Annotated in this window: 4 protein-coding genes; 3 read left to right on the top strand and 1 reads right to left on the bottom strand. The window is 75.8% G+C overall.

Annotated elements, in window-relative coordinates; translation table 11 throughout:
* The first annotated feature begins 5 nt into the window (after positions 1-5).
* Positions 6-16331: an amino acid adenylation domain-containing protein gene (locus tag ACGF0D_RS16080; RefSeq protein WP_392916545.1), complete on the top strand. Its 16326-nt coding sequence runs from the start codon at positions 6-8 to the stop codon at positions 16329-16331.
* 53 nt (positions 16332-16384) lie between these two features.
* On the top strand, positions 16385-16600 hold the full coding sequence (locus tag ACGF0D_RS16075) for an MbtH family protein (protein WP_392870786.1): 216 nt from the start codon (positions 16385-16387) through the stop codon (positions 16598-16600).
* 94 nt (positions 16601-16694) lie between these two features.
* On the opposite strand, the gene ACGF0D_RS16070 is transcribed toward ACGF0D_RS16075, so the two are convergent.
* On the bottom strand, positions 16695-18152 hold the full coding sequence (locus ACGF0D_RS16070; RefSeq protein ID WP_392916542.1) for an APC family permease: 1458 nt from the start codon (positions 18150-18152) through the stop codon (positions 16695-16697).
* 254 nt (positions 18153-18406) lie between these two features.
* Here ACGF0D_RS16070 and ACGF0D_RS16065 point away from each other — a divergent pair, with 254 nt between their 5' ends.
* Positions 18407-20257, top strand: coding sequence for a ricin-type beta-trefoil lectin domain protein (locus tag ACGF0D_RS16065; protein WP_392916539.1), 1851 nt, complete (start codon positions 18407-18409; stop codon positions 20255-20257).
* Positions 20258-20278 lie beyond the last annotated feature (21 nt).

The following is a 20278-nucleotide window of genomic DNA, read 5'->3' as shown; positions in this document are numbered from 1 at the left end:
GCACCATGGTTAACGCACGTATCCAGGACATCCTCCCGCTCTCGCGGCTCCAGGAAGGGCTGTTCTTCCACAGCCGGTTCGAGGAGGAGGGCGTCGACGTCTACTCCTCCCAGCTCACCCTGCAGTTGGACGGCCCGCTGGACGCGGCCGCGCTGCAGGCCGCCGGGCTCGCCCTGCTGGAGCGCCACCCGAACCTCAAGGCGGCCTTCCGCCAGGCGGATTCGGGCAAGGCGGTGCAGGTGATCCCGCGCCGGATCAAGCTGCCCTGGCAGGAGGTCGACCTCACCCACCTGCCCGCCGGCGAGCAGGCCGCCGAGGCCGAGCGGCTGCGCGCCGAGGACCGCGAGCGCCGCTTCGACCTGGCCAAGCCGCCCGCGCTGCGCTTCCTGCTGCTGAAGCTGGCCGCCGAACGGCACGTGCTGATCCTCAACCACCACCACATCCTGTGGGACGGCTGGTCCAACGCCCTGCTGATGGGCGAGCTGTTCGCGCTCTACCAGAGCGGCGGGGACGCCACCGGACTGCCGCGGGTCGCCCCGTACAAGAGCTACCTGTCCTGGGCGGCCGCCCAGGACCGCGGCGCCGCCGAGACGGCCTGGCGCTCGGCGCTCGCCGGGCTGGAGGAGCCGAGCCTGGTGGCGCCCGCCCAGGACCGGGACGAGCGCGCCGCCGTGCTGCCCGGGCGTGTGAAGCGCGACCTCGCCGAGGCGACCACCGCCGAACTGGGCGCGCTGGCCCGCCGCCTGGGCGTGACCGTCAACACCGTGGTGCAGGCCGCCTGGGGCCTGCTGGTCTCCCGGCTGACCGGCCGCGCGGACGTGGTGTTCGGCGCGACCGTCTCCGGCCGCCCGCCGGAGCTGCCCGGCGTGGAGCGGATGGTCGGCCTGTTCATCAACACCCTGCCGGTGCGGGTGTCCACCGCCGCGGCCGAGCCGGTCGCCGCGCTGATCACCCGGCTGCAGGCCGAGCAGTCGGCGCTGCTGGCGCACCAGCACGTCGGCCTGTCCGAGGTGCAGCGCTGGGGCGGGCTGGGCGAACTCTTCGACACCAACGTGGTGTTCGAGAACTACCCGCTGGACGCCCAGTCGCTGTCCACGGCCTCCTCGGCGGTGCGGGTGACCGCCGCGGACAGCCGGGAGGCCACCCACTACGCGCTCAACCTCGCGGTCGTCCCCGGCGCCCGGCTCAGCCTGCGGCTGGACCACCGGCCGGACCTCTTCGACGAGCCGGCCGCCCGCCGGCTGCTCGCCCGACTCGCGGACCTGCTCGGCGACTTCGCCGCGGACCCGGAGCAGCCGGTGGGCCGGCTGCGGCTGCTGGACGCCGAGGAGGAGCATCGCCTGGTCGTCGCCTGCAACGAGACCTCCGCCGAACTGCCCGGCCGCACCCTGGCCGAGCTGTTCCAGGCCCGGGTGGCCGAGACGCCCGACGCCGTCGCCCTGCTCTTCGACGGCGGCGAGCTCAGCTACCGCGAGCTGGACGCCCGGGCCAACCGCCTGGCCCGCCACCTGGTCGAGCGGGGCGTGCGCCCGGAGACCGGCGTCGCGCTGCTGCTGCGCCGCTCCCCCGACCTGGTGGTGGCGATCCTCGCCGTGGTCAAGGCCGGCGGCTTCTACGTGCCGCTGGACTCCCGCTACCCGCTCGCCCACCGCCGGCACATCCTCGCCGAGACCGCCGCCCGGGTGCTGCTGACCGACCGCGCCCTCGCCGAGGAGGCCCGCGGCCTGGACGAGAGCGGCGCGCTGCCCGTCGTGGTGGTCGAGGAGGTGCCCGCCGAGGGCGACGCGAGCGCCCCGGACGTCCCGGCCGCCGGGGACCGGCTCGCCTACGTGATGTACACCTCCGGCTCCACCGGCCGCCCCAAGGGCGTGGCCGCCACCCACGAGGGCGTGGTCGCCCTCGCCACCGACCGCCGCTTCCTCGGCGGCGCCTACGAGCGCGTGCTGCTACACGCCCCGTACTCCTTCGACGCCTCCACCGCCGAGCTGTGGGTGCCGCTGCTGGCCGGCGGCCGGCTGGTCGTCGCCCCGGACGGCCTGCTGTCCGCGCAGGACCTGGAGCGCCTGCTCGGCGAGTACGGCGTCACCGGGGTGTTCGTCACCGCCGGCCTGTTCGGGCTGGTCGCCGAGGAGCGACCGGAGTGCTTCCGGGGCGTGCGCGAGATCCTCACCGGCGGCGACGTGGTCTCCCCGACCGCCGTCGCCCGGGTCCGCGCGGTGAGCCCGGAGACCTCGGTGGTGATCGGCTACGGCCCGACCGAGGTCACCATGCTCGGCACCACCCACCTGGTGGACGGCACCGAGCCCGGCGCCATGCCGATCGGCCGCCCGCTCGACAACACCCAGGCGTACGTGCTGGACGCGGCGCTGCGGCCGGTCCCGGCCGGCGTCACCGGGGAGCTGTACCTCGCGGGCATCGGTACCGCCCGGGGCTACCTGAACCGGCCCGCGCTGAGCGCCGAGCGCTTCGTCGCCGACCCGTACGGCCCGCCCGGCTCCCGGATGTACCGCACCGGAGACCTGGTGCGCCGGGAGCCGTTGGGGTCCCCCCAGCCGGAGGCCGGGGGAGGCGTGCTGGCCTTCGTCGGCCGGGCCGACGAGCAGGTGAAGATCCGCGGCTTCCGGATCGAACTGGGCGGCGTCGAGGCCGTCCTGGCCGCCCACCCGGCGGTGGCCCGGGCCGTGGTGGTGGTCCGCGAGGACCGCCCCGGGGACAAGCGCCTGGTCGGCTACGCGGTGCCCGCGCCGGGAGCCGCCGTGGACGCGGCCGAGCTGCGCGCGCACCTCGGCGAGGCGCTGCCCGAGTACATGGTGCCGAGCGCGGTCGTGCTGCTGGAGACCCTCCCGCTGACCCCCAACGACAAGGTCGACCGCCGCGCCCTGCCCGCCCCCGACTTCGGCCCCGCCGCCCCCGGCCGCGGCGCCCGCACCGCCCGCGAGGAACTGCTCGCCGGTCTGTTCGGCCAGGTGCTCGGGCGCGCCGAGGTCGGCATCGACGACGGCTTCTTCGAGCTGGGCGGCGACTCCATCACCTCCATCCAGCTGGTCGCCCGCGCCCGCAAGGCCGGGCTGGTGTTCAGCGCCCGGGACGTCTTCACCCGGCAGACGGTCGCCGAGCTGGCCCAGGTGGCGCGCGGCGCCGAGGAGGCGGTGGCCGCCGACGGCGAGGCCGCGCTGGGCGAGGCGCCCGCGCTGCCGATCCTGCACGCCCTGCGCGAACGCGGCGGCGAGGTGGACGGCTTCCACCAGGCGGTGCTGCTCCAGGTGCCCGCCGACCTCGGCCCGGAGCGGCTGACCGCCGCCGTCCAGAGCGTGCTCGACCACCACGACGCCCTGCGCGCCCGGCTGGTCACCGCCGCCGACGGCACCTGGGCGCTGCACGTGCCGCCGAGCGGCGAGGTGCGGGCCGCGGGCTGCGTCACCCGGGTCGAGGTGACCGGCGCCGGGCCCGAGGAGCTGCGGGCCGCCGTCACGGCCCAGGCCCGGGCCGCCCGGGCCCGGCTGGCCCCGCGCGCCGGGGTGATGCTGCAGGTGGTCTGGTTCGACGCCGGCCCCGACACCCCCGGCCGCCTGCTGGTGACGGCCAACCACCTGGTGGTGGACGGCGTCTCCTGGCGCGTCCTGCTGCCCGACCTGGCCACCGCCTGGCAGGGCGGCGAGCTGCAGCCCGTCGCCACCTCGCTGCGCGGCTGGGCCCGGCTGCTGACCGCCGAGGCCGACCGCCGCACCTCCGAACTCCCCTACTGGCAGGGCGTACCGGCCGCGGAGGAGCCGCTGTTCGCCCAGCCGGCGCCGGGTGCCGCCACCGCCGGCCGGGTGGAGCTGACCCTGCCCGCCGAGCTCACCGCGCCGCTGCTGACCACCCTGCCGGCGCTGTTCCACGCCGAGGTCAACGACGTACTGCTGACCGGCCTCGCGCTGGCCGTCAACCGGGTGCGCGAGCGCACCGGCGGGGTGCTGATCGAGCTGGAGGGCCACGGCCGCGAGGAGTTCGCCGAGGGCGTCGACCTCTCCCGCACCGTCGGCTGGTTCACCACCGCCTTCCCGGTCCGGCTGGAGCCGGGCACCACCGAGCCGGGCGCCGCGCTGAAGGCCGTCAAGGAACAGCTGCGCGCCCTGCCGGACCACGGCCTCGGCTACGGGCTGCTGCGCCACCTGAACCCCGCCACCACCCCGGTCCTGGCCGAACTCCCCAAGCCGCAGCTGGGGTTCAACTACCTCGGCCGGATCTCCGCCGGCCACCCCGCCGGCGCCGACTGGTCCCCGGCCCCCGAACTCGCCGCCGAGGGCGTCGAGCCGGGCGCCGCCGCCCACGCCGTCACCGTCAACGCCTGGACGCAGGACTGCGAGAGCGGCCCGCGGCTGACCGCCGCCTGGACCTGGGCCGAGGGCGCGCTCACCGAGACCGAGGCCCGCGCGCTGGGCCGGGCCTGGTTCGACGCGCTGGCGGCGCTCACGGAGCACGCCCGGCAGCCGGGGGCGGGCGGGCTGACGCCCTCGGACGTCCCGCTGGCCGGCGTCACCCAGGCCGACCTCGACCACCTGGCCGGCGTCACCCAGGCCGGCCTCGACCACCTGGCCGCCGGGCACCCCGCCACCGGGCGGGCGGCCGTCGAGCCGCTCGCCGACGTCCTGCCGCTGGCCCCGCTCCAGGAGGGCCTCTACTTCCACGCCCGCTACGACACCGAGGGCCCGGACGTCTACACCACCCAGCTGGCCCTCGGCCTGGACGGCCCGCTGGACGCCGCCCGGCTGCGCGCGGCGACCGCCGCCCTGCTGGAGCGCCACCCGCAACTGCGCGCCGCCGTACGGACCCTGCCGGACGGCCGGGCGGTGCAGGTGATCCCGCGCGAGGTCGAGCTGCCCTGGCGGGAGGTGGACCTCACCCGCCTCGACGAGCCGGCCCGGGAGGCCGCGCTCCAGGAGCTGCGCACCGAGGAACGCGGCCGCCGCTTCGACCTCGCCACGGCGCCGCTGCTGCGCGTCGTCCTGGTCCGGCTGGCCGAGGAGCAGCACGCCCTGATACTGACGAACCATCACATTCTGTGGGACGGCTGGTCGGTGGGCGTCCTCGTCGAGGAGCTGTTCACCCTCTACCGGGCGGACGGCGACGCCGATCTGCCCCGGGTCGCGCCGCTGCGCGACTACCTCGCCTGGGCCGCCGCCCAGGACGCGGACACCGCCCGCGCCGCCTGGCGCACCGCGCTCGCCGGGGTCGAGGAGGCGACCCTGGTGGCGGGCGGCGACCACGGCCCGGCCGTGCTGCCCGAGCGGCTGCGGACCCTGCTGCCCGCCGAGCTCACCGAGCGCCTGACCGCCGCCGCCCGCCGCCGGGGCGTCACCGTCAACACCGTGCTGCAGGCCGCCTGGGGCCTGGTGCTGGCCCACCACACCGGCCGCGAGGACGTGGTCTTCGGCGCGGTGGTCTCCGGCCGCCCGGCCGAACTGCCCGGCGTGGAGCGGATGGTCGGCCTGCTGATCAACACCCTGCCGGTCCGGCTGCGCACCACCCCGGCCGAGCCGCTGGGGCGGCTGATCGACCGGCTCCAGCAGGAGCAGTCCGTCCTGCTGGCGCACCAGCACGTCGGCCTGGCCGAGATCAGCGGCTGGACCGGCATCGGTGAACTCTTCGACACCGCCCTGGCCTTCGAGAACTACCCGGTGGACGCACAGGCGCTGGCCGCCCCCGCCGACGGGCTGCGGATCTCCTCGGCCGGCATCCAGGACGCCACCCACTACCCGCTCACCCTGGTGGTGATCCCCGGCCCGCACCTGGACCTCCGGCTCGCCTACCGGCCCGACCTCTTCGACCGGGCCGGCGCCGAACAGCTGTCGGCCCGGATCGAGCGGGTGCTGTCGGCCTTCGTCACCGACGCCGAACTGCCCACCGGGCGCCTGGAGTTGCTCACCACCGCCGAGCGCGCCGCCGTCCTGCCGGCGACCCGCCCGCAGGCCGCGCCGGACCCGGCCACCCTGCCGCGGCTCTTCGAGGCCCGGGCCGCCCGCACCCCGTCCGCCGTCGCCGTCACCTGCGAGGGCCGCGAGCTGACCTACCGGGAGCTGAACGCCGCCGCCAACCGGCTCGCCCGCCGCCTGGTCGCGCTCGGCGCCGGGCCCGAGCGGACCGTGGCACTGGCCCTGCCGCGCTCCGCCGACCTGGTGGTCGCGCTGCTCGCCGTCCTCAAGTCCGGCGCCTGCTACATCCCGGTGGACCCGGACTCCCCGGCCGAGCGGACCGACTACATCCTCGCCGACGCGGCCCCGGCCCTGCTGCTCACCGACGCGGCCACCGCCGACCGGCTGCCCGCGTCCGCCGTGCCCGTCGTCCTGCTCGACGCGGACAGCCCGGACGGCCCTGACAGCCCGGGCCGCGCGACCGACGCCGACCTGACCGACGCCGAGCTGCGCTCCCCGCTGCTGGCCGCGCACCCGGCGTACGTCATCTACACCTCCGGCTCCACCGGCCGCCCCAAGGGCGTCACCGTCCCGCACCGCAACGTGGTCCGGCTGCTCACCACCACCGAGCCGCTGTTCGGCTTCGGCCCGCAGGACGTCTGGGCGCTGTTTCACTCCTACGCCTTCGACTTCTCGGTCTGGGAACTCTGGGGCCCGCTGCTGCACGGCGGCCGGCTGGTCGTCGTGCCCCACCTGGTCAGCCGCTCCCCCGCCGAGGTGCTGGAGCTGCTGCGGCGCGAGCGGGTGACGGTGCTCAACCAGACCCCGTCCGCCTTCTACCAGCTGCTCGACGCCGAGCGCGAGCACCGCACCGGCGCGATCGCCGGCCTGCGCACCGTCGTCTTCGGCGGCGAGGCCCTCGACCCGGGCCGCCTGGCGGACTGGTACCGCGAGCACCCGGCGGACGGCCCGCGCCTGGTCAACATGTACGGCATCACCGAGACCACCGTGCACGCCACCCACCACCCGCTCGACCCGGCCCGCGCCACCGCCGCCGACGCGGTCAGCGCGATCGGCCGCGCCCTGCCGGACCTCGACCTGTACGTGCTGGACGGCGCCCTGCGGCCGGTCCCGGCCGGTGTGCCGGGCGAGCTGTACGTGGCCGGGCCCGGCCTGGCCCGCGGCTACCGCGGCCGACCCGGGCTGACCGCCGAGCGCTTCCTCGCCGACCCGTTCGGCGCGCCCGGCACCCGGATGTACCGCTCCGGCGACGTGGTCCGGCGCACCGCCGACGGCGGCCTGGAGTACCTCGGCCGGGCCGACGAGCAGGTGAAGGTCCGCGGCTTCCGGATCGAGCTCGGCGAGATCGAGGCGGCGCTGCTGCGCCACCCGGCCGTCCGCCAGGCCGCCGTGCTGGTCCGCGAGGACCGCCCCGGGGACAAGCGCCTGGTCGGCTACCTGGTGCCGGCCGAGGGCGCCGACCCGGTGTCCGTCCACGAGCAGTCCGTCCGGGAGCGGTCCGTCCAGGAGCAGTCCGTCCGGGAGCGGTCCGTCCACGAGCAGTCCGTCCAGGAGCGGTCCGCCCGCGAGCAGTCCGTCCGGGAGCACTTGGCCGCCACCCTGCCCGGCTACATGGTGCCCGCCGCCCTGGTCGAGCTGGCCGCGCTGCCGCTGACCGGCAACGGCAAGCTGGACCGCCGCGCCCTGCCCGCGCCCGAGCTGCCCGCCGGCCCGGCCGGCCGTGCGCCGCGCACCGAGTGCGAGCGGGAGCTGTGCACCCTGTTCGCCGAGGTGCTGGGCCTGCCCGAGGTCGGGGTGGACGGCGACTTCTTCGCCCTCGGCGGGCACTCGCTGCTCGCCACCCGGCTGGTCAGCCGGATCCGCTCGGTGCTCGGCGCCGAACTCGCCGTCCGCACCCTGTTCGAGGCGCCGACCGTCGCCGCGCTGGCCGAGCGCCTCGCGCAGGAGTCGCCGCAGGCCGGCCAGGCCGTCCGCCCGGCCGTCCGCCGCGCCGCGCGGCCCGAGCGGCTGCCGCTGTCCTTCGCCCAGCAGCGGCTCTGGTTCCTCGGCGCGCTCGAAGGCGTCAGCGCCGCCTACAACATCCCGCTGGCCGTCCGGCTCACCGGCCCGCTGGACCGCGCGGCGCTGGGCCGGGCGCTCGACGACGTGCTCGCCCGCCACGAGGCGCTGCGCACCGTCTTCCCGCAGGGCGCCGACGGCACGCCGGAGCAGCTGGTCACGGACGCCCCGGTCGGGCTGGAGGTGGTGGAGACCACGGCGGAGCTGCTGCCGGGCCTGCTCGCCGACGCGGCCGGGCGCGGCTTCGACCTCGCCCGCGAGCTGCCGCTGCGCGCCACCCTGCTCGCCACCGGCCCGCGGGAGCACGTGCTGCTGCTGACCGTGCACCACATCGCCGGCGACGGCTGGTCGATGGGCCCGCTGGCCCGGGACCTCTCCGCCGCCTACGCCGCCCGGCTCGCCGGCACGGCCCCGGCCTGGGCGCCACTGCCCGTCCAGTACGCCGACTACACGCTGTGGCAGCGCGAGCTGCTGGGCTCGGCGCAGGACGGGGAGAGCCTGCAGAGCCGCCAGCTCGACTACTGGCGGCAGGCGCTGGCCGGCGCCCCGCAGGAGCTGGAGCTGCCCACCGACCGGCCGCGTCCCGCCGTGGCGAGCCACCGCGGCGAGCGGATCGGCTTCGCCGCCGACGCCGCGCTGCACCGGGCGCTCACCGAACTGGCCGCCGAGCACGGCGCGACCGTCTTCATGGTGGTGCAGGCGGCGCTGGCCGCCCTGCTCTCCCGCCTCGGCGCGGGCGAGGACGTGCCGCTCGGCACCCCGGTCGCCGGGCGCACCGACGAGGCGCTGGACGAGCTGGTCGGCTTCTTCGTCAACACCCTGGTGCTGCGCACCGACCTGAGCGGCGACCCGAGCTTCGCCGAGCTGATCGGCCGGGTGCGGGAGTCCGTTCTGGGCGCCTACGCCCACCAGGACGTCCCGTTCGAGCAGGTGGTCGAGGCGGTCAACCCGGCCCGTTCGATGGGCCGGCACCCGCTCGTCCAGACCATGATCGCCTGGCAGAACAACGCCGGGCCCCGGCTGGAGCTGCCCGGGCTGCGGGCCGAGGCGGTGGCCACCGGCGCGGTGGCGGCCCGCTTCGACCTCTCGGTCAGCCTGGGCGAACTCACCGCCGAGGACGGCAGCCCGGCCGGCCTGGAGGGCAGCTTCGAGTACGCGACCGACCTGTTCGACCGCGCGAGCGTCGAGCTGCTCGCCGAGCGCTTCCGCCGGCTGCTCACGGCCGTCACCGCGGCGCCGGACACCCCGATCGGCGCGATCCAGCTGCTGGACGGGCCCGAGCGCGCCCGGCTGCTGGACGGCTGGGGCACCGGCGGCGCGCCGCTCGCCCCGGCCACCCTGCCCGAGCTCTTCGCGGCGCAGGCCGCCCGCACCCCGTCCGCCGTCGCCGTCGCCTGCGAGGGCCGGGAGCTGACGTACCGGGAGCTGGACGCCGCCGCCAACCGGCTCGCCCGCCACCTGGTCGGGCTCGGCCTCGGCCCCGAGCAGCGCGTCGCCATCGCGCTGCCCCGCTCCGAGCGGTTCCCGGTGGCGCTGCTCGCCGTGCTCAAGGCGGGCGCGGCCTACCTCCCGGTGGACCCGGCGTACCCGGCGGAGCGGATCTCCTACCTGCTGACGGACTCGGCCGCGGCCCTGCTGCTGACCGACGGCGCCACCGCGCTGCCGGCGCACGACGTCCCGGTCCTCGACCTGGACGCGCTCGACCTCGCGGACGTGCCGGCCCACGAGCTGACGGACGCCGAGCGCCGCACGCCGCTGCTCCCCGCGCACCCCGCCTACGTGATCTACACCTCGGGCTCCACCGGCCGCCCCAAGGGAGTCGTGGTGCCCCACCACGGTCTGGCGGGCCTGGCCGCCGCGCAGATCGAGCGCTTCGCGGTGACGGCCGGCAGCCGGGTGCTGCAGTTCGCCTCGACCAGCTTCGACGCGGCCGTCTCCGAGCTGGCGATGGCGCTGCTGTCCGGGGCCACCGCCGTGATCGCCCCGCAGGAGCGGCTCGCCCCGGGCACCCCGCTGGTGGAGCTGGCCGCCGAGCAGCGGATCACCCATGTCACGCTGCCCCCGGCCGCCCTCGCCGCGCTGGACCCGGCGGACCTGCCCTCGGTGACCACCCTGGTCACCGCCGGCGAGGCCTGCCCGGCGGGCCTGGCCGAGCGCTGGTCCCGCGGCCGGCGTCTGGTCAACGCGTACGGCCCGACCGAGGCGACCGTCTGCGCCACCATGAGCGAGCCGCTCACCGGCGCCGGCGCCCCGCCGATCGGCCGCCCGATCCGGGGCACCCGGGTGTACGTGCTGGACGCGCGGCTGCGGCCGGTGCCGGCGGGCGTGCCCGGGGAGCTGTACCTGGCCGGTGACGGTCTGGCCCGCGGCTACCTGGGCCGGCCCGGCCTGACCGCCGAGCGCTTCCTCGCCGACCCGTTCGGCGCCCCCGGCAGCCGGATGTACCGCACCGGCGACCTGGTGCGCTGGACGGCGGACGGCGCGCTCGACTACCTGGGCCGCACCGACGACCAGGTCAAGCTGCGCGGCTTCCGGATCGAACTCGGCGAGGTGGAGGCCGCGTTGGCCGACCAGCCGGCCGTCCGGCAGTCGGCGGCGGCGGTCCGCGAGGGCCGGCTGACCGGGTACGCCGTCCCGGCCGAGGGCGCGGCCCTCGACCCGGCCGCGCTGCGCGCAGCGCTGGCCGAGCGGCTGCCGCAGCACCTCGTCCCCGCCGCGGTGGTGGTGCTGGCGGCGCTGCCGCTGACCCCGAACGGCAAGGTGGACCGCCGGGCGCTGCCCGCGCCCGACTTCGCCGCGGCCGCCTCCGGGCGCGCCCCCGGCAGCGAGCGGGAGGAGCTGCTGGCCGCGCTGTTCGCGGAGCTGCTCGGCCTGGAGCGGGTCGGCGTCGACGACGGCTTCTTCGAGCTGGGCGGCGACTCCATCACCTCCATCCAGCTGGTCGCCAGGGCCCGCGCCGCCGGTCTGGTCTTCTCCGCCCGGGACGTCTTCACCCGCCAGACCGTCGCCGAACTCGCTCTCGCCGCCCGGGAGGTGGACTCCGCCACCACCGGGGACGACGGCACCGGCGACCTCCCCGCCACCCCGATCATGCACTGGCTGCGCGGGCACGGCGGCCGGATCGACGGCTTCCAGCAGGCCATGCTGGTGCAGCTGCCGCCGGGCGCCGACCTCGACCGCCTGACCGGCGCGCTGCGCACCCTGCTGGACCACCACGACGCGCTGCGCGCCCGGCTGGTCACCACCGAAGGCGGCGACTGGACCCTGCACGTCCCGCCGCGCGGCAGCGCCGAACCCCGGATCACCCGGGTCGACGCCACCGGCCCGGACGCCGCCGACCAGCCGGGGCTGCTCCGGCGCGAGGCGCTCGCCGCCCAGGGCCGGCTCGACCCGGCGGCCGGCGAGATGGTGCAGCTGGTCTGGTTCGACGCCGGCCCCGACACCCCCGGCCGAATGCTGGTGATGATCCACCACCTGGTCGTGGACGGCGTCTCCTGGCGCATCCTGCTGCCCGACCTCGCCGCCGCCTGGCACGGCGAGACCCTCCAGCCCACCGGCACCTCCTTCCGCCACTGGGCCCACCTCCTCCAGCGGGAGGCCGCCGAACGCACCGCCGAACTCCCCTACTGGCAGGCCGTTTCGGCCGAACCGGACGCCCTGCTCGGAAGCCGCCCGCTCGACCCGGAGCGGGACACCGCGGACACCGCGGGCCGCCTCGACCTCGCGCTGCCCGCCGAGGTCACCGCCCCGCTGCTGTCCCGCGTCCCGGCCCGCTTCCACGCCGAGGTCAACGACGTCCTGCTGACCGCCCTCGCCCTCGCCGTCCGGCGCCGGCGCGGCCACGGCGGCGGCCTGCTGGTGGAACTGGAGGGCCACGGCCGCCAGGAGTTCACCGGAGGCGTCGACCTCTCCCGTACGGTCGGCTGGTTCACCACCGCGCACCCGGTCCGGCTGGACCCGGGGGCCGGCGGCCTCGGCGAGGCACTGAAGGCCGTCAAGGAGCAGCTGCGCTCCGCGCCGGACCACGGTCTCGGCCACGGCCTGCTGCGTCACCTCGACCCGTCGACCGCCGCTGTCCTGGCCGAACTGCCCACCCCCCAGCTCGGGTTCAACTACCTCGGCCGCTTCGGCGACGCCCCGGACGGACCGGCGGCGCCGTGGTCGGCCCTGCCGGTCGGCACCGAGCACGGCGGCCTGGACCGGCACGCCCCGCTGGCCCAGGCGCTGACCGTCAACACCCGTACCGAGGACCGGCCCGAGGGCCCGACCCTGGTCGCGGCCTGGACCTGGGCCACCGGCGTCCTGGACGAGGCCGAGGTCCGCGAGCTCGGCACGCTCTGGTTCCAGGCGCTGCGCGACCTCGTCGCCTACGCCGAACAGCCGGGCGCGAACGCGCTCACCCCGTCCGACGTGCCCCTGGCCGGGCTGACCCAGGCCGAACTGGACGCGCTCGCCGTCGAACCGCTCGCCGAGGTGCTGCCGCCCGCGCCGCTCCAGGAGGGCCTGTACTTCCACGCCCGCTACGAGGAGCGCGGCCCGGACGTCTACACCGCCCAGCTGGCGCTCCGGCTGGCCGGGCCGCTGGACGCCGCGGCGCTGCACCGGGCCGCCACCGGCCTGCTGGAGCGGCACCCGCACCTGCGGGCGGGCTTCCGGCAGTCCACCCAGGGCCGGCTGCTCCAGGTGATCCCGCGCGAGGTCGAACTCCCCTGGCGGGAACTCGACCTGAGCGGCCTGCCGGAGTCCGAGCAGCAGAGCGCGCTGGACGGGCTGCGGGCCGAGGAGCGGGCCCGCCGCTTCGACCTCGCCGCGCCGCCGCTGCTGCGCCTGGCCCTGGTCCGCCTGGCCGCCGAACGGCACGTACTGGTGCTGACCAACCACCACATCCTCTGGGACGGCTGGTCGATCGGGGTCCTGATCGGCGAGCTGGCCGAGCTGTACCGGGCCGGCACCGGCGGGTCCGGGCTGCCCCGCCCGACACCGCTGCGCGACTACCTCGACTGGCTGGCCGGGCAGGACCGGGCGGCCGCCCGGGCGGCCTGGCAGGTCTCGCTGGCCGGGGTCGAGGAGCCCACCCTGCTGGCCGGGGCCGGGCGCCCGACCGGGGCGGAACTGCCCGAACAGCTGCACGAGCGGCTGTCGCCGCAGCTCACCGCCGCCGTGGAGGCCGCCGCCCGCCGCCTGGGCGTGACCGTCAACACCGTGCTCCAGAGCGCCTGGGCCCTGGTGCTCGCCCAGCTGACCGGCCGCGAGGACGTCGTCTTCGGCGCCGTGGTCTCCGGCCGCCCGGCCGAACTGCCCGGCGTGGAACGGCTGGTCGGCCTGCTGATCAACACCCTGCCGGTGCGCCTGCGGCTCGACCCGGCAGAACCGCTGGCTGCCCTCCTGGCGCGGCTCCAGCGGGAGCAGTCGGCGCTGCTCGCCCACCAGCACCTGGGCCTGGCGGAGCTGCAGCGCCTCGCCGGGGTCGGCGAACTCTTCGACACCACCTACGTGTTCGAGAACTACCCGGTGGACCCGTCCGCGCTCGCCGAGGCCCCCGGCGGGGGCCTGCGGATCACCGGCGCGGACGGCCTGGACGGCACCCACTACCCCGTCACCCTGGCCGTCCTGCCCGGCGAGCGGCTCGGGCTGCGGGTGGACCACCGGCCGTCGCTGGTCGACCGGACCACCGCCGAACGGATCCTCACCGGCCTGCGCGCGGTGCTGACCGCCCTCGCCGCCGACCCGCTGCTCCCGGTCGGCCGGCTGGCCCTGCTGGACGAGGCGACCACCCGTACCGTGCTCACCGCCTGGAACGACACCGCCGCCGAGACCCCGACCGGCAGCCTGCCCGAGCTGTTCGCGGCGCAGGCCGCCCGCACGCCCTTCGCCCCGGCCGTGGTCTGCGGCGAGGTCGAACTCGGCTACCGGGAGCTGGACGAGCGGGCGGACCGGCTCGCCGAGCGGCTGCGGCTGCTCGGCGTCGGCCCGGAGAGCCCCGTCGCCGTGCTGATGGACCGCTCCGCCGACCTGGTGGTGGCCGTCCTCGCCGTGCTCAAGGCGGGCGGCTGCTACGTCCCGCTGGACGCACGCTACCCGCTGGCGCACCGACGGCTGATCCTCGACGACACCGGCACCGGGGTCGTCCTCACCGACCGGGCGCTGCGCGCCGAGGCCGACCTGCTCGGTCTGCCGACGCTGCTCGCCGACGAGGTGCCGGACGGCCCGGCCGCCCGCCCGGCCGCCCCGGTGCCGCCGGACGCGCTGGCCTACCTGATGTACACCTCCGGCTCCACCGGCCGGCCCAAGGGCGTGGCGGTCACCCACCGCAACGTCGCCGAGCTGGCCGCCGACCGGCGCTGGCAGGGCGGGGCGCACCGGAGGGTGCTGCTGCACTCCTCCCCCGCCTTCGACGCCTCCACCTACGAACTGTGGGTGCCGCTGCTGTCCGGCGGCACCGTCGTGGTGGCGCCGCCGGAAGCACGCACCCCGGCCGAGCTGGCCGAGGTGCTGGCCGCCCACCGGGTGACGGCGCTGTGGGCGACGGCCGGGCTGTTCGCGCTGATCGCCGAGGAGCGGCCGCAGGCCCTGGCCGGAGTGCGCGAGGTCCTGGCCGGCGGTGACGTGGTGTCACCGGCGGCGGTGGCCGCCGTCCAGCGGGCCTGCCCGGGCACCCGGGTGGTGATCGGCTACGGCCCGACCGAGACGACCACCTTCGCCACCCGCGCCGCCCTGGCCCCCGTCACCGACCCCGGCGCGGCGCTGCCGATCGGCCGCCCGCTGGACAACACCCGGATCCGGGTGCTCGACGGCGCGCTGCGCCCGGTGCCGCCCGGCACGGTCGGCGAGCTGTACGTGGCCGGCACCGGCCTGGCCCGGGGCTACCTGGGGCGCGCCGAGCTGACCGCCGAGCGCTTCGTCGCCGACCCGTACGGCCCGCCCGGCGCCCGGATGTACCGCACCGGCGACCTCGCCCGGTGGACCGGGCAGGGCGAGCTGCAGTTCGCCGGCCGCGCCGACCAGCAGGTGAAGCTGCGCGGCTTCCGGATCGAACTCGGCGAGGTGGAGGCCGCGTTGACCGCCCATCCGGCGGTGGCCGGGGCCTGCGCCGTGGTCCGCGAGGACCGGCCCGGCGACCGGCGCCTGGTGGCCTACCTGGTGCCGGCCGAGCAGGAGCGGCCCGACCCCGGGGTGCTGCGCAAGCAGCTCACCGAGGACCTGCCCGGCTACCTGGTGCCGAGCGCGCTGGTGCTGCTGGACGCGCTGCCGCTGACCCCGAACGGCAAGGTGGACCGGCGGGCACTGCCCGCCCCGGAGGAGGGCCCGCGCCCGGCCGGACGCGAGCCCGCCGAGGGCGTCGAGCGGCAGCTGTGCGAGCTGTTCGCGCAGGCGCTGGGCCGGCCGGAGGTCGGGGTCGAGGAGGACTTCTTCGGCCTCGGCGGCGACTCCCTGCTCGCCACCCGCCTGGCGGGCCGGCTGCGCGCGCTCGGCCACCGGGCCGGCGTCCGCGACCTGTTCGAGGCGCCGACGCCCGCCGCGCTGGCCGCCCGACTGGGCGCGCAGGAGCCGCAGGCACCGTCCGCCGACCCCTTCGACGTGCTGCTGCCGCTGCGCACCGGCGGCACGCTGCCGCCGCTGTTCTGCGTCCACCCGGGCTTCGGCCTCGGCTGGTCCTTCCGCGGACTGGCCGGGCACCTGCCGGCCGAGCGGCCGCTGTACGCCCTCCAGGCGCGCGGGCTGCGGGAGACGGACGGCCTGCCGGGAAGCGTCGAGGAGATGGCCGCCGAGTACGTCGCCCGGATCCGCGCGGTGCAGCCGAGCGGCCCGTACCACCTGCTCGGCTGGTCCTTCGGCGGCGCGGTCGCCCATGCGATGGCCACGCGGCTGCAGGCGGCGGGCGAGCGGGTCGACCTGCTGGCCGTGCTGGACTGCTACCCCGGCACCCCGGTGGCCCGGCCTGACACCGCCGAGCTGCGCCGGGAGCTGCTCGGCACGCTGCTGCGGACGCTCGACGGCCCGGCGGGCGAGCAGGTGCGGGACGAGCGTTCGTCGGACGAGCGGGCCCTGGACGAGCGCGAGGCCGCCGCCGTCGTGGAGACCTTCGTCCGCAGCACGATTCTGCTGGACAAGTTCACCCCGGCGACGTTCCACGGCGACCTGCTGTTCTTCACCGCCGATCATGGTCGGTCGGACACCGCGCCCACCGCCGAGGTGTGGCGGGACCACTGCACCGGGCGGGTGGTCGACACGGCCGTCGCCGCCGACCACCACGGCATGACCCTGCCCGCCCCCCTGGCCGTCATCGGCCGGGCCGTGGCGACCGCCCTCGACGCGGCCGGCGACGCGCCCGGCGGCACGGCCGCGGTGAACGGCTGACCACCCGCCGCCCGTACGTACACCGGAACACCCAGAGAAAAGGAAGACACCCCATGGCGAACCCCTTCGAGGACGCGGACGGCACCTACCTGGTGCTGGTCAACGACGAGAACCAGCACTCCCTGTGGCCCGCCTTCGCCGAGGTACCGGCCGGCTGGACCGTCGCCCACGGCCCCGACACCCGCCAGGCGTGCCTGGACCACGTCGAGGCCAACTGGACGGACATGCGGCCCGCGAGCCTGGTCCGCGCGATGGCCGAGGCCGGCTGACCGGCCGCACCGCTCCAGGGGCCCGGGACACCGGGCCCCTGGACACCGGAACCCCTGTTCGCCGGGCCCCTGTTCGCCGGGCCCCTGGACACGGCTAGCGCGCCTCGACGCGCCGGGCCTCCAGGTACTCCTCGCGGATCTCCCTGGGGCCGAACGGCCAGGCGCCCTCGACCTTCGACCAGACCAGGTAGGCGAGGCCGCCGAGGCCGACCCAGGCCAGCGACCACTCGATGGGGTGGACACCGTCGTTGGCCTTGTCCGCATAGCCGTAGATGACCAGCCAGCCGACGGCGGCCAGGATGCTCGGCAGCGGGTAGAGCACCATCTTGTACGGGCGGGCGAGGTCCGGCTGCCGCTTGCGGAGCACCGTGACGGCGGCGATCTGGGCGAGCGCCTGGACGATCACCATGACGCTGGTCAGCAGGGCGATCAGGACGCTGAGCGGCGGGTGCGCGGCGGAGCTGCCGACGTGCCGCGCGAACAGGAAGCCGGCGGCGGTGACGGTGCCCATGGCGACCAGGCCGAGGACCGGGAAGCCGTGCCGGGGGTGCAGCCTGGCGAAGGAGCGGAAGAACATCCCGTCGCGGGCCGCGTCATAGGGCACCCGGGAGCCGCCGAGCAGGCCCGCGAAGACGGAGGCGAAGGCGGTGACCAGGATCAGCACCGTCACGGTGTCGGCGGCGCCCTTGCCCCAGGTCCGCTCCAGGACGGCGGAGGCGACCGACGTGGAGGCGACGTCGTCCGGGTCCAGCATCGAATGCCAGTCGATCACGCCGAGGACACCGATCTGCATCAGCAGGTAGATGGCCATGATGGCGAGGATCGAGAAGACGATGGCGCGCGGCATGACCCGGCCGGGGTTCCTGATCTCGGCGCCCAGGTAGGAGGCCGTGTTGTAGCCGAGGTAGTCGTAGATGCCGATGGTCAGTCCGGCGGCGAAGCCGATCCAGAACTGCCCGTGGGTGAGTTCGACGGCGTGGGCGGGCCAGGTGAAGGCCAGCGAGGGGTGGAAGTCGGTGAAGGAGGCGAGGATCACCGCGCCGACCGAGACGATCATCACGCCCCACATGACGACCGTGATCCTGCTGATGTCCTCGACCCGGCGCCACAGCAGCAGCACGACCAGGGCGAGCACCGCGACACCGACGACGTCGCCCTGAAGGGTCGTCATGTCCGGCCACAGGTAGGCGAGGTACTGCACCAGGCCCTGCACCCCGGTGGACATGATCAGCGGGATGAAGAGCATCGCCGTCCAGACGAACAGGAACGGCATCAGCCGCCCGGTGCGGTACTGGAAGGCCTCCCGCAGGTAGACGTAGGTGCCGCCGGAGCCGGGCAGCGAGGCGCCGAGCTCGGCCCAGACCAGGCCGTCGACCAGGGCGAGCAGCGCGCCGGCCACCCAGCCTATGACGGCCTGCGGACCGCCGAAGGCGGCGACCATCAGCGGGATCGTCACGAAGGGCCCGATGCCGCACATCTGGCTCATGTTGATCGCGGTGGCCTGGAACAGGCCGATTCTTCGGGTCAAGCCTGAGGACACGGGTGGCTCCATGAGGTGGGGGACGAACCATGGGGAGCGGGAACGCGGGGATCAAGTTAAGGACCGTAACTTACTCCGTCAAGGGAGCGCGGGCCTCTTGCGGGACTCATTGACGCAACGATCCGGCGGCTCTACTCTCCGGCTCCTGGTAAGGAAGCTTTCCTAACCATGAGTCGCTCACCACCGGAGGACGGTCGGCATGATCGGCACGACACGACGCCCAGGGCTTCCGCGGAGCCGTCCAACTGGCCGCCGGCCAGTACCACTTGGCGGGAACCCTCGCCATCACCAGCAGTGGCGTCGTCCTGCGCGGGGCCTCCGCCGACGCCTCCGCCACCACGCTCGTCGCCACCGGCGCCACCGCCCGGACACTCGTCACCGTCGGCGGCAGCGCCTCGTACACCGTCCAGGGCGCCCAGCAGCCGGTCACCGACGCCTACGTCCCGGTCGGCGGCACCGCGCTCACCCTCGGCAGCACCTCCGGGCTGGCGGTCGGCGACCAGGTCGTGGTGGAGCGGCCGACCACCCAGGCGTGGATCGACGCGCTCGGCATGACCGGCCTGTGGAGCCCCAACTGGAGCCTGCGCGCGGAACGCAGGATCACCGCGATCTCCGGCAACCGGATCACGATCGACGTCCCGCTCACCACCGCCCTGGAGAAGCGGTACACCCAGGCGCTGGTCTACAAGTACGCCTACCCGCGGATCGACCACGTCGGCATCGAGAACCTCGGCGCCGACGGCCAGGCCATGACCGCCGACCCGAACTACGCCACCACCTTCTACAACTCCGCCTTCTCACAGGTCAACGCCGTCGAGGACGGCTGGGTGAGCAACGTCTTCACCCACCACTTCGGGCAGAACGGCGTCACCGGCCTCGGCGCCGCCAGCCGCCGGATCTCCGTCCTGCACACCGGCGCGCTCGACATGGTCGTCAACACCGCCACCTCGGCCCGCTCCAACGGCTACACCCTCCAGGGCCAGCAGAACCTCGTCCGGGACTGCGCCCTGACCGGCACCAAGCTGCACGCCTTCGAGACCGAAGCCCGCCAGTCCGGCCCCAACGTGTTCTCCCGCTGCACCGCCACCCTCACCGAGGTCACCTACGACTCCGGCGGCCACCAGCGCTGGGGCGGCGGCACCCTCTACGACGACCTGGCCATCGACGGGTCACTGAACATGACCAACTACGGCAGCCAGGGCACCGGCCACGGCTGGGCGGACGCCAACAGCACCGCCTGGAACTGCACCACCCGCAGCTACCTGGTCAAGAGCCCGCCCACCGCGCACAACTGGGCCATCGGCTGCACCGGCACGGTCACCGCCGGCAGCGATGGCGAACTGCAGGACGCCGGTGCCCACGTCCTCCCCGAGAGCCTCTACGACCAGCAGCTCGCCGAGCGCACCGGCGGCGGCGTGCCCGCCGACGACTTCTCGCTGGCCCTCTCCCCCGGCTCGGGCACCGTCACCGCCGGGGCCGGCACCACGGCCGCACTCTCCACCGCCGTCACCTCCGGCTCCGCCCAGGGCCTCACCCTGACCGCCACCGGGCTCCCGGCCGGTGCCACCGCCGCGTTCAGCCCGGCCGACGTCACCGCCGGGGCCGGGTCCACCCTCACCCTCACCACCGGCCCCGCCACCCCCACGGGCGCCTACCCCGTCACGGTCACCGCCACCGGAGCGGGCGCGAGCCACACGGCCGTCTACACCCTCACCGTCACCGCGGGCACCACCGCCCGCGCGTACGTCAGCGCCGCCTCCGGCCGCTGCCTCGGCGACGCCGGGGCGAGCGCGCCGTCCGGCACCCTCGAAGTCATCTGGGACTGCGTGGGCTCCGCCGACCAGCAGTGGACGTACCACCCGGCCACCGGGGAACTCACCAGCGGCAGCCGCTGCCTGGACGCCTTCGGCGCCGCCACCACGCCCGGTACCAAGGCCGACCTGTACACCTGCAACGGGCACGCCAACCAGCGGTGGAACCTCAACGCCGACAGCACGATCACCGGAGTTCCCTCCGGCCTGTGCCTCGACGTGATCGGCAACAAGACCGTCAACGGCACCGGCGTCGACCTCTGGACCTGCAACAAGCAGAACAACCAGAAGTGGACGGCTTCCTGACCCGCCCGGGAACGCTCCCCG

Origin of the sequence: Kitasatospora sp. NPDC048298 (assembly GCF_043201465.1) — a bacterium.
Lineage (GTDB): Bacteria > Actinomycetota > Actinomycetes > Streptomycetales > Streptomycetaceae > Kitasatospora.
Note: the sequence above shows the minus strand (reverse complement) of the source record. Positions and strands in the feature narration are given on the sequence as shown.

Coding starts and splice junctions, on each gene's coding strand:
- ACGF0D_RS16080 (WP_392916545.1), top strand. CDS start 6: ATGGTTAACGCACGTATCCAGGACATCCTCCCGCTCTCGCGGCTCCAG.
- ACGF0D_RS16075 (WP_392870786.1), top strand. CDS start 16,385: ATGGCGAACCCCTTCGAGGACGCGGACGGCACCTACCTGGTGCTGGTC.
- ACGF0D_RS16070 (WP_392916542.1), bottom strand. CDS start 18,152: ATGGAGCCACCCGTGTCCTCAGGCTTGACCCGAAGAATCGGCCTGTTC.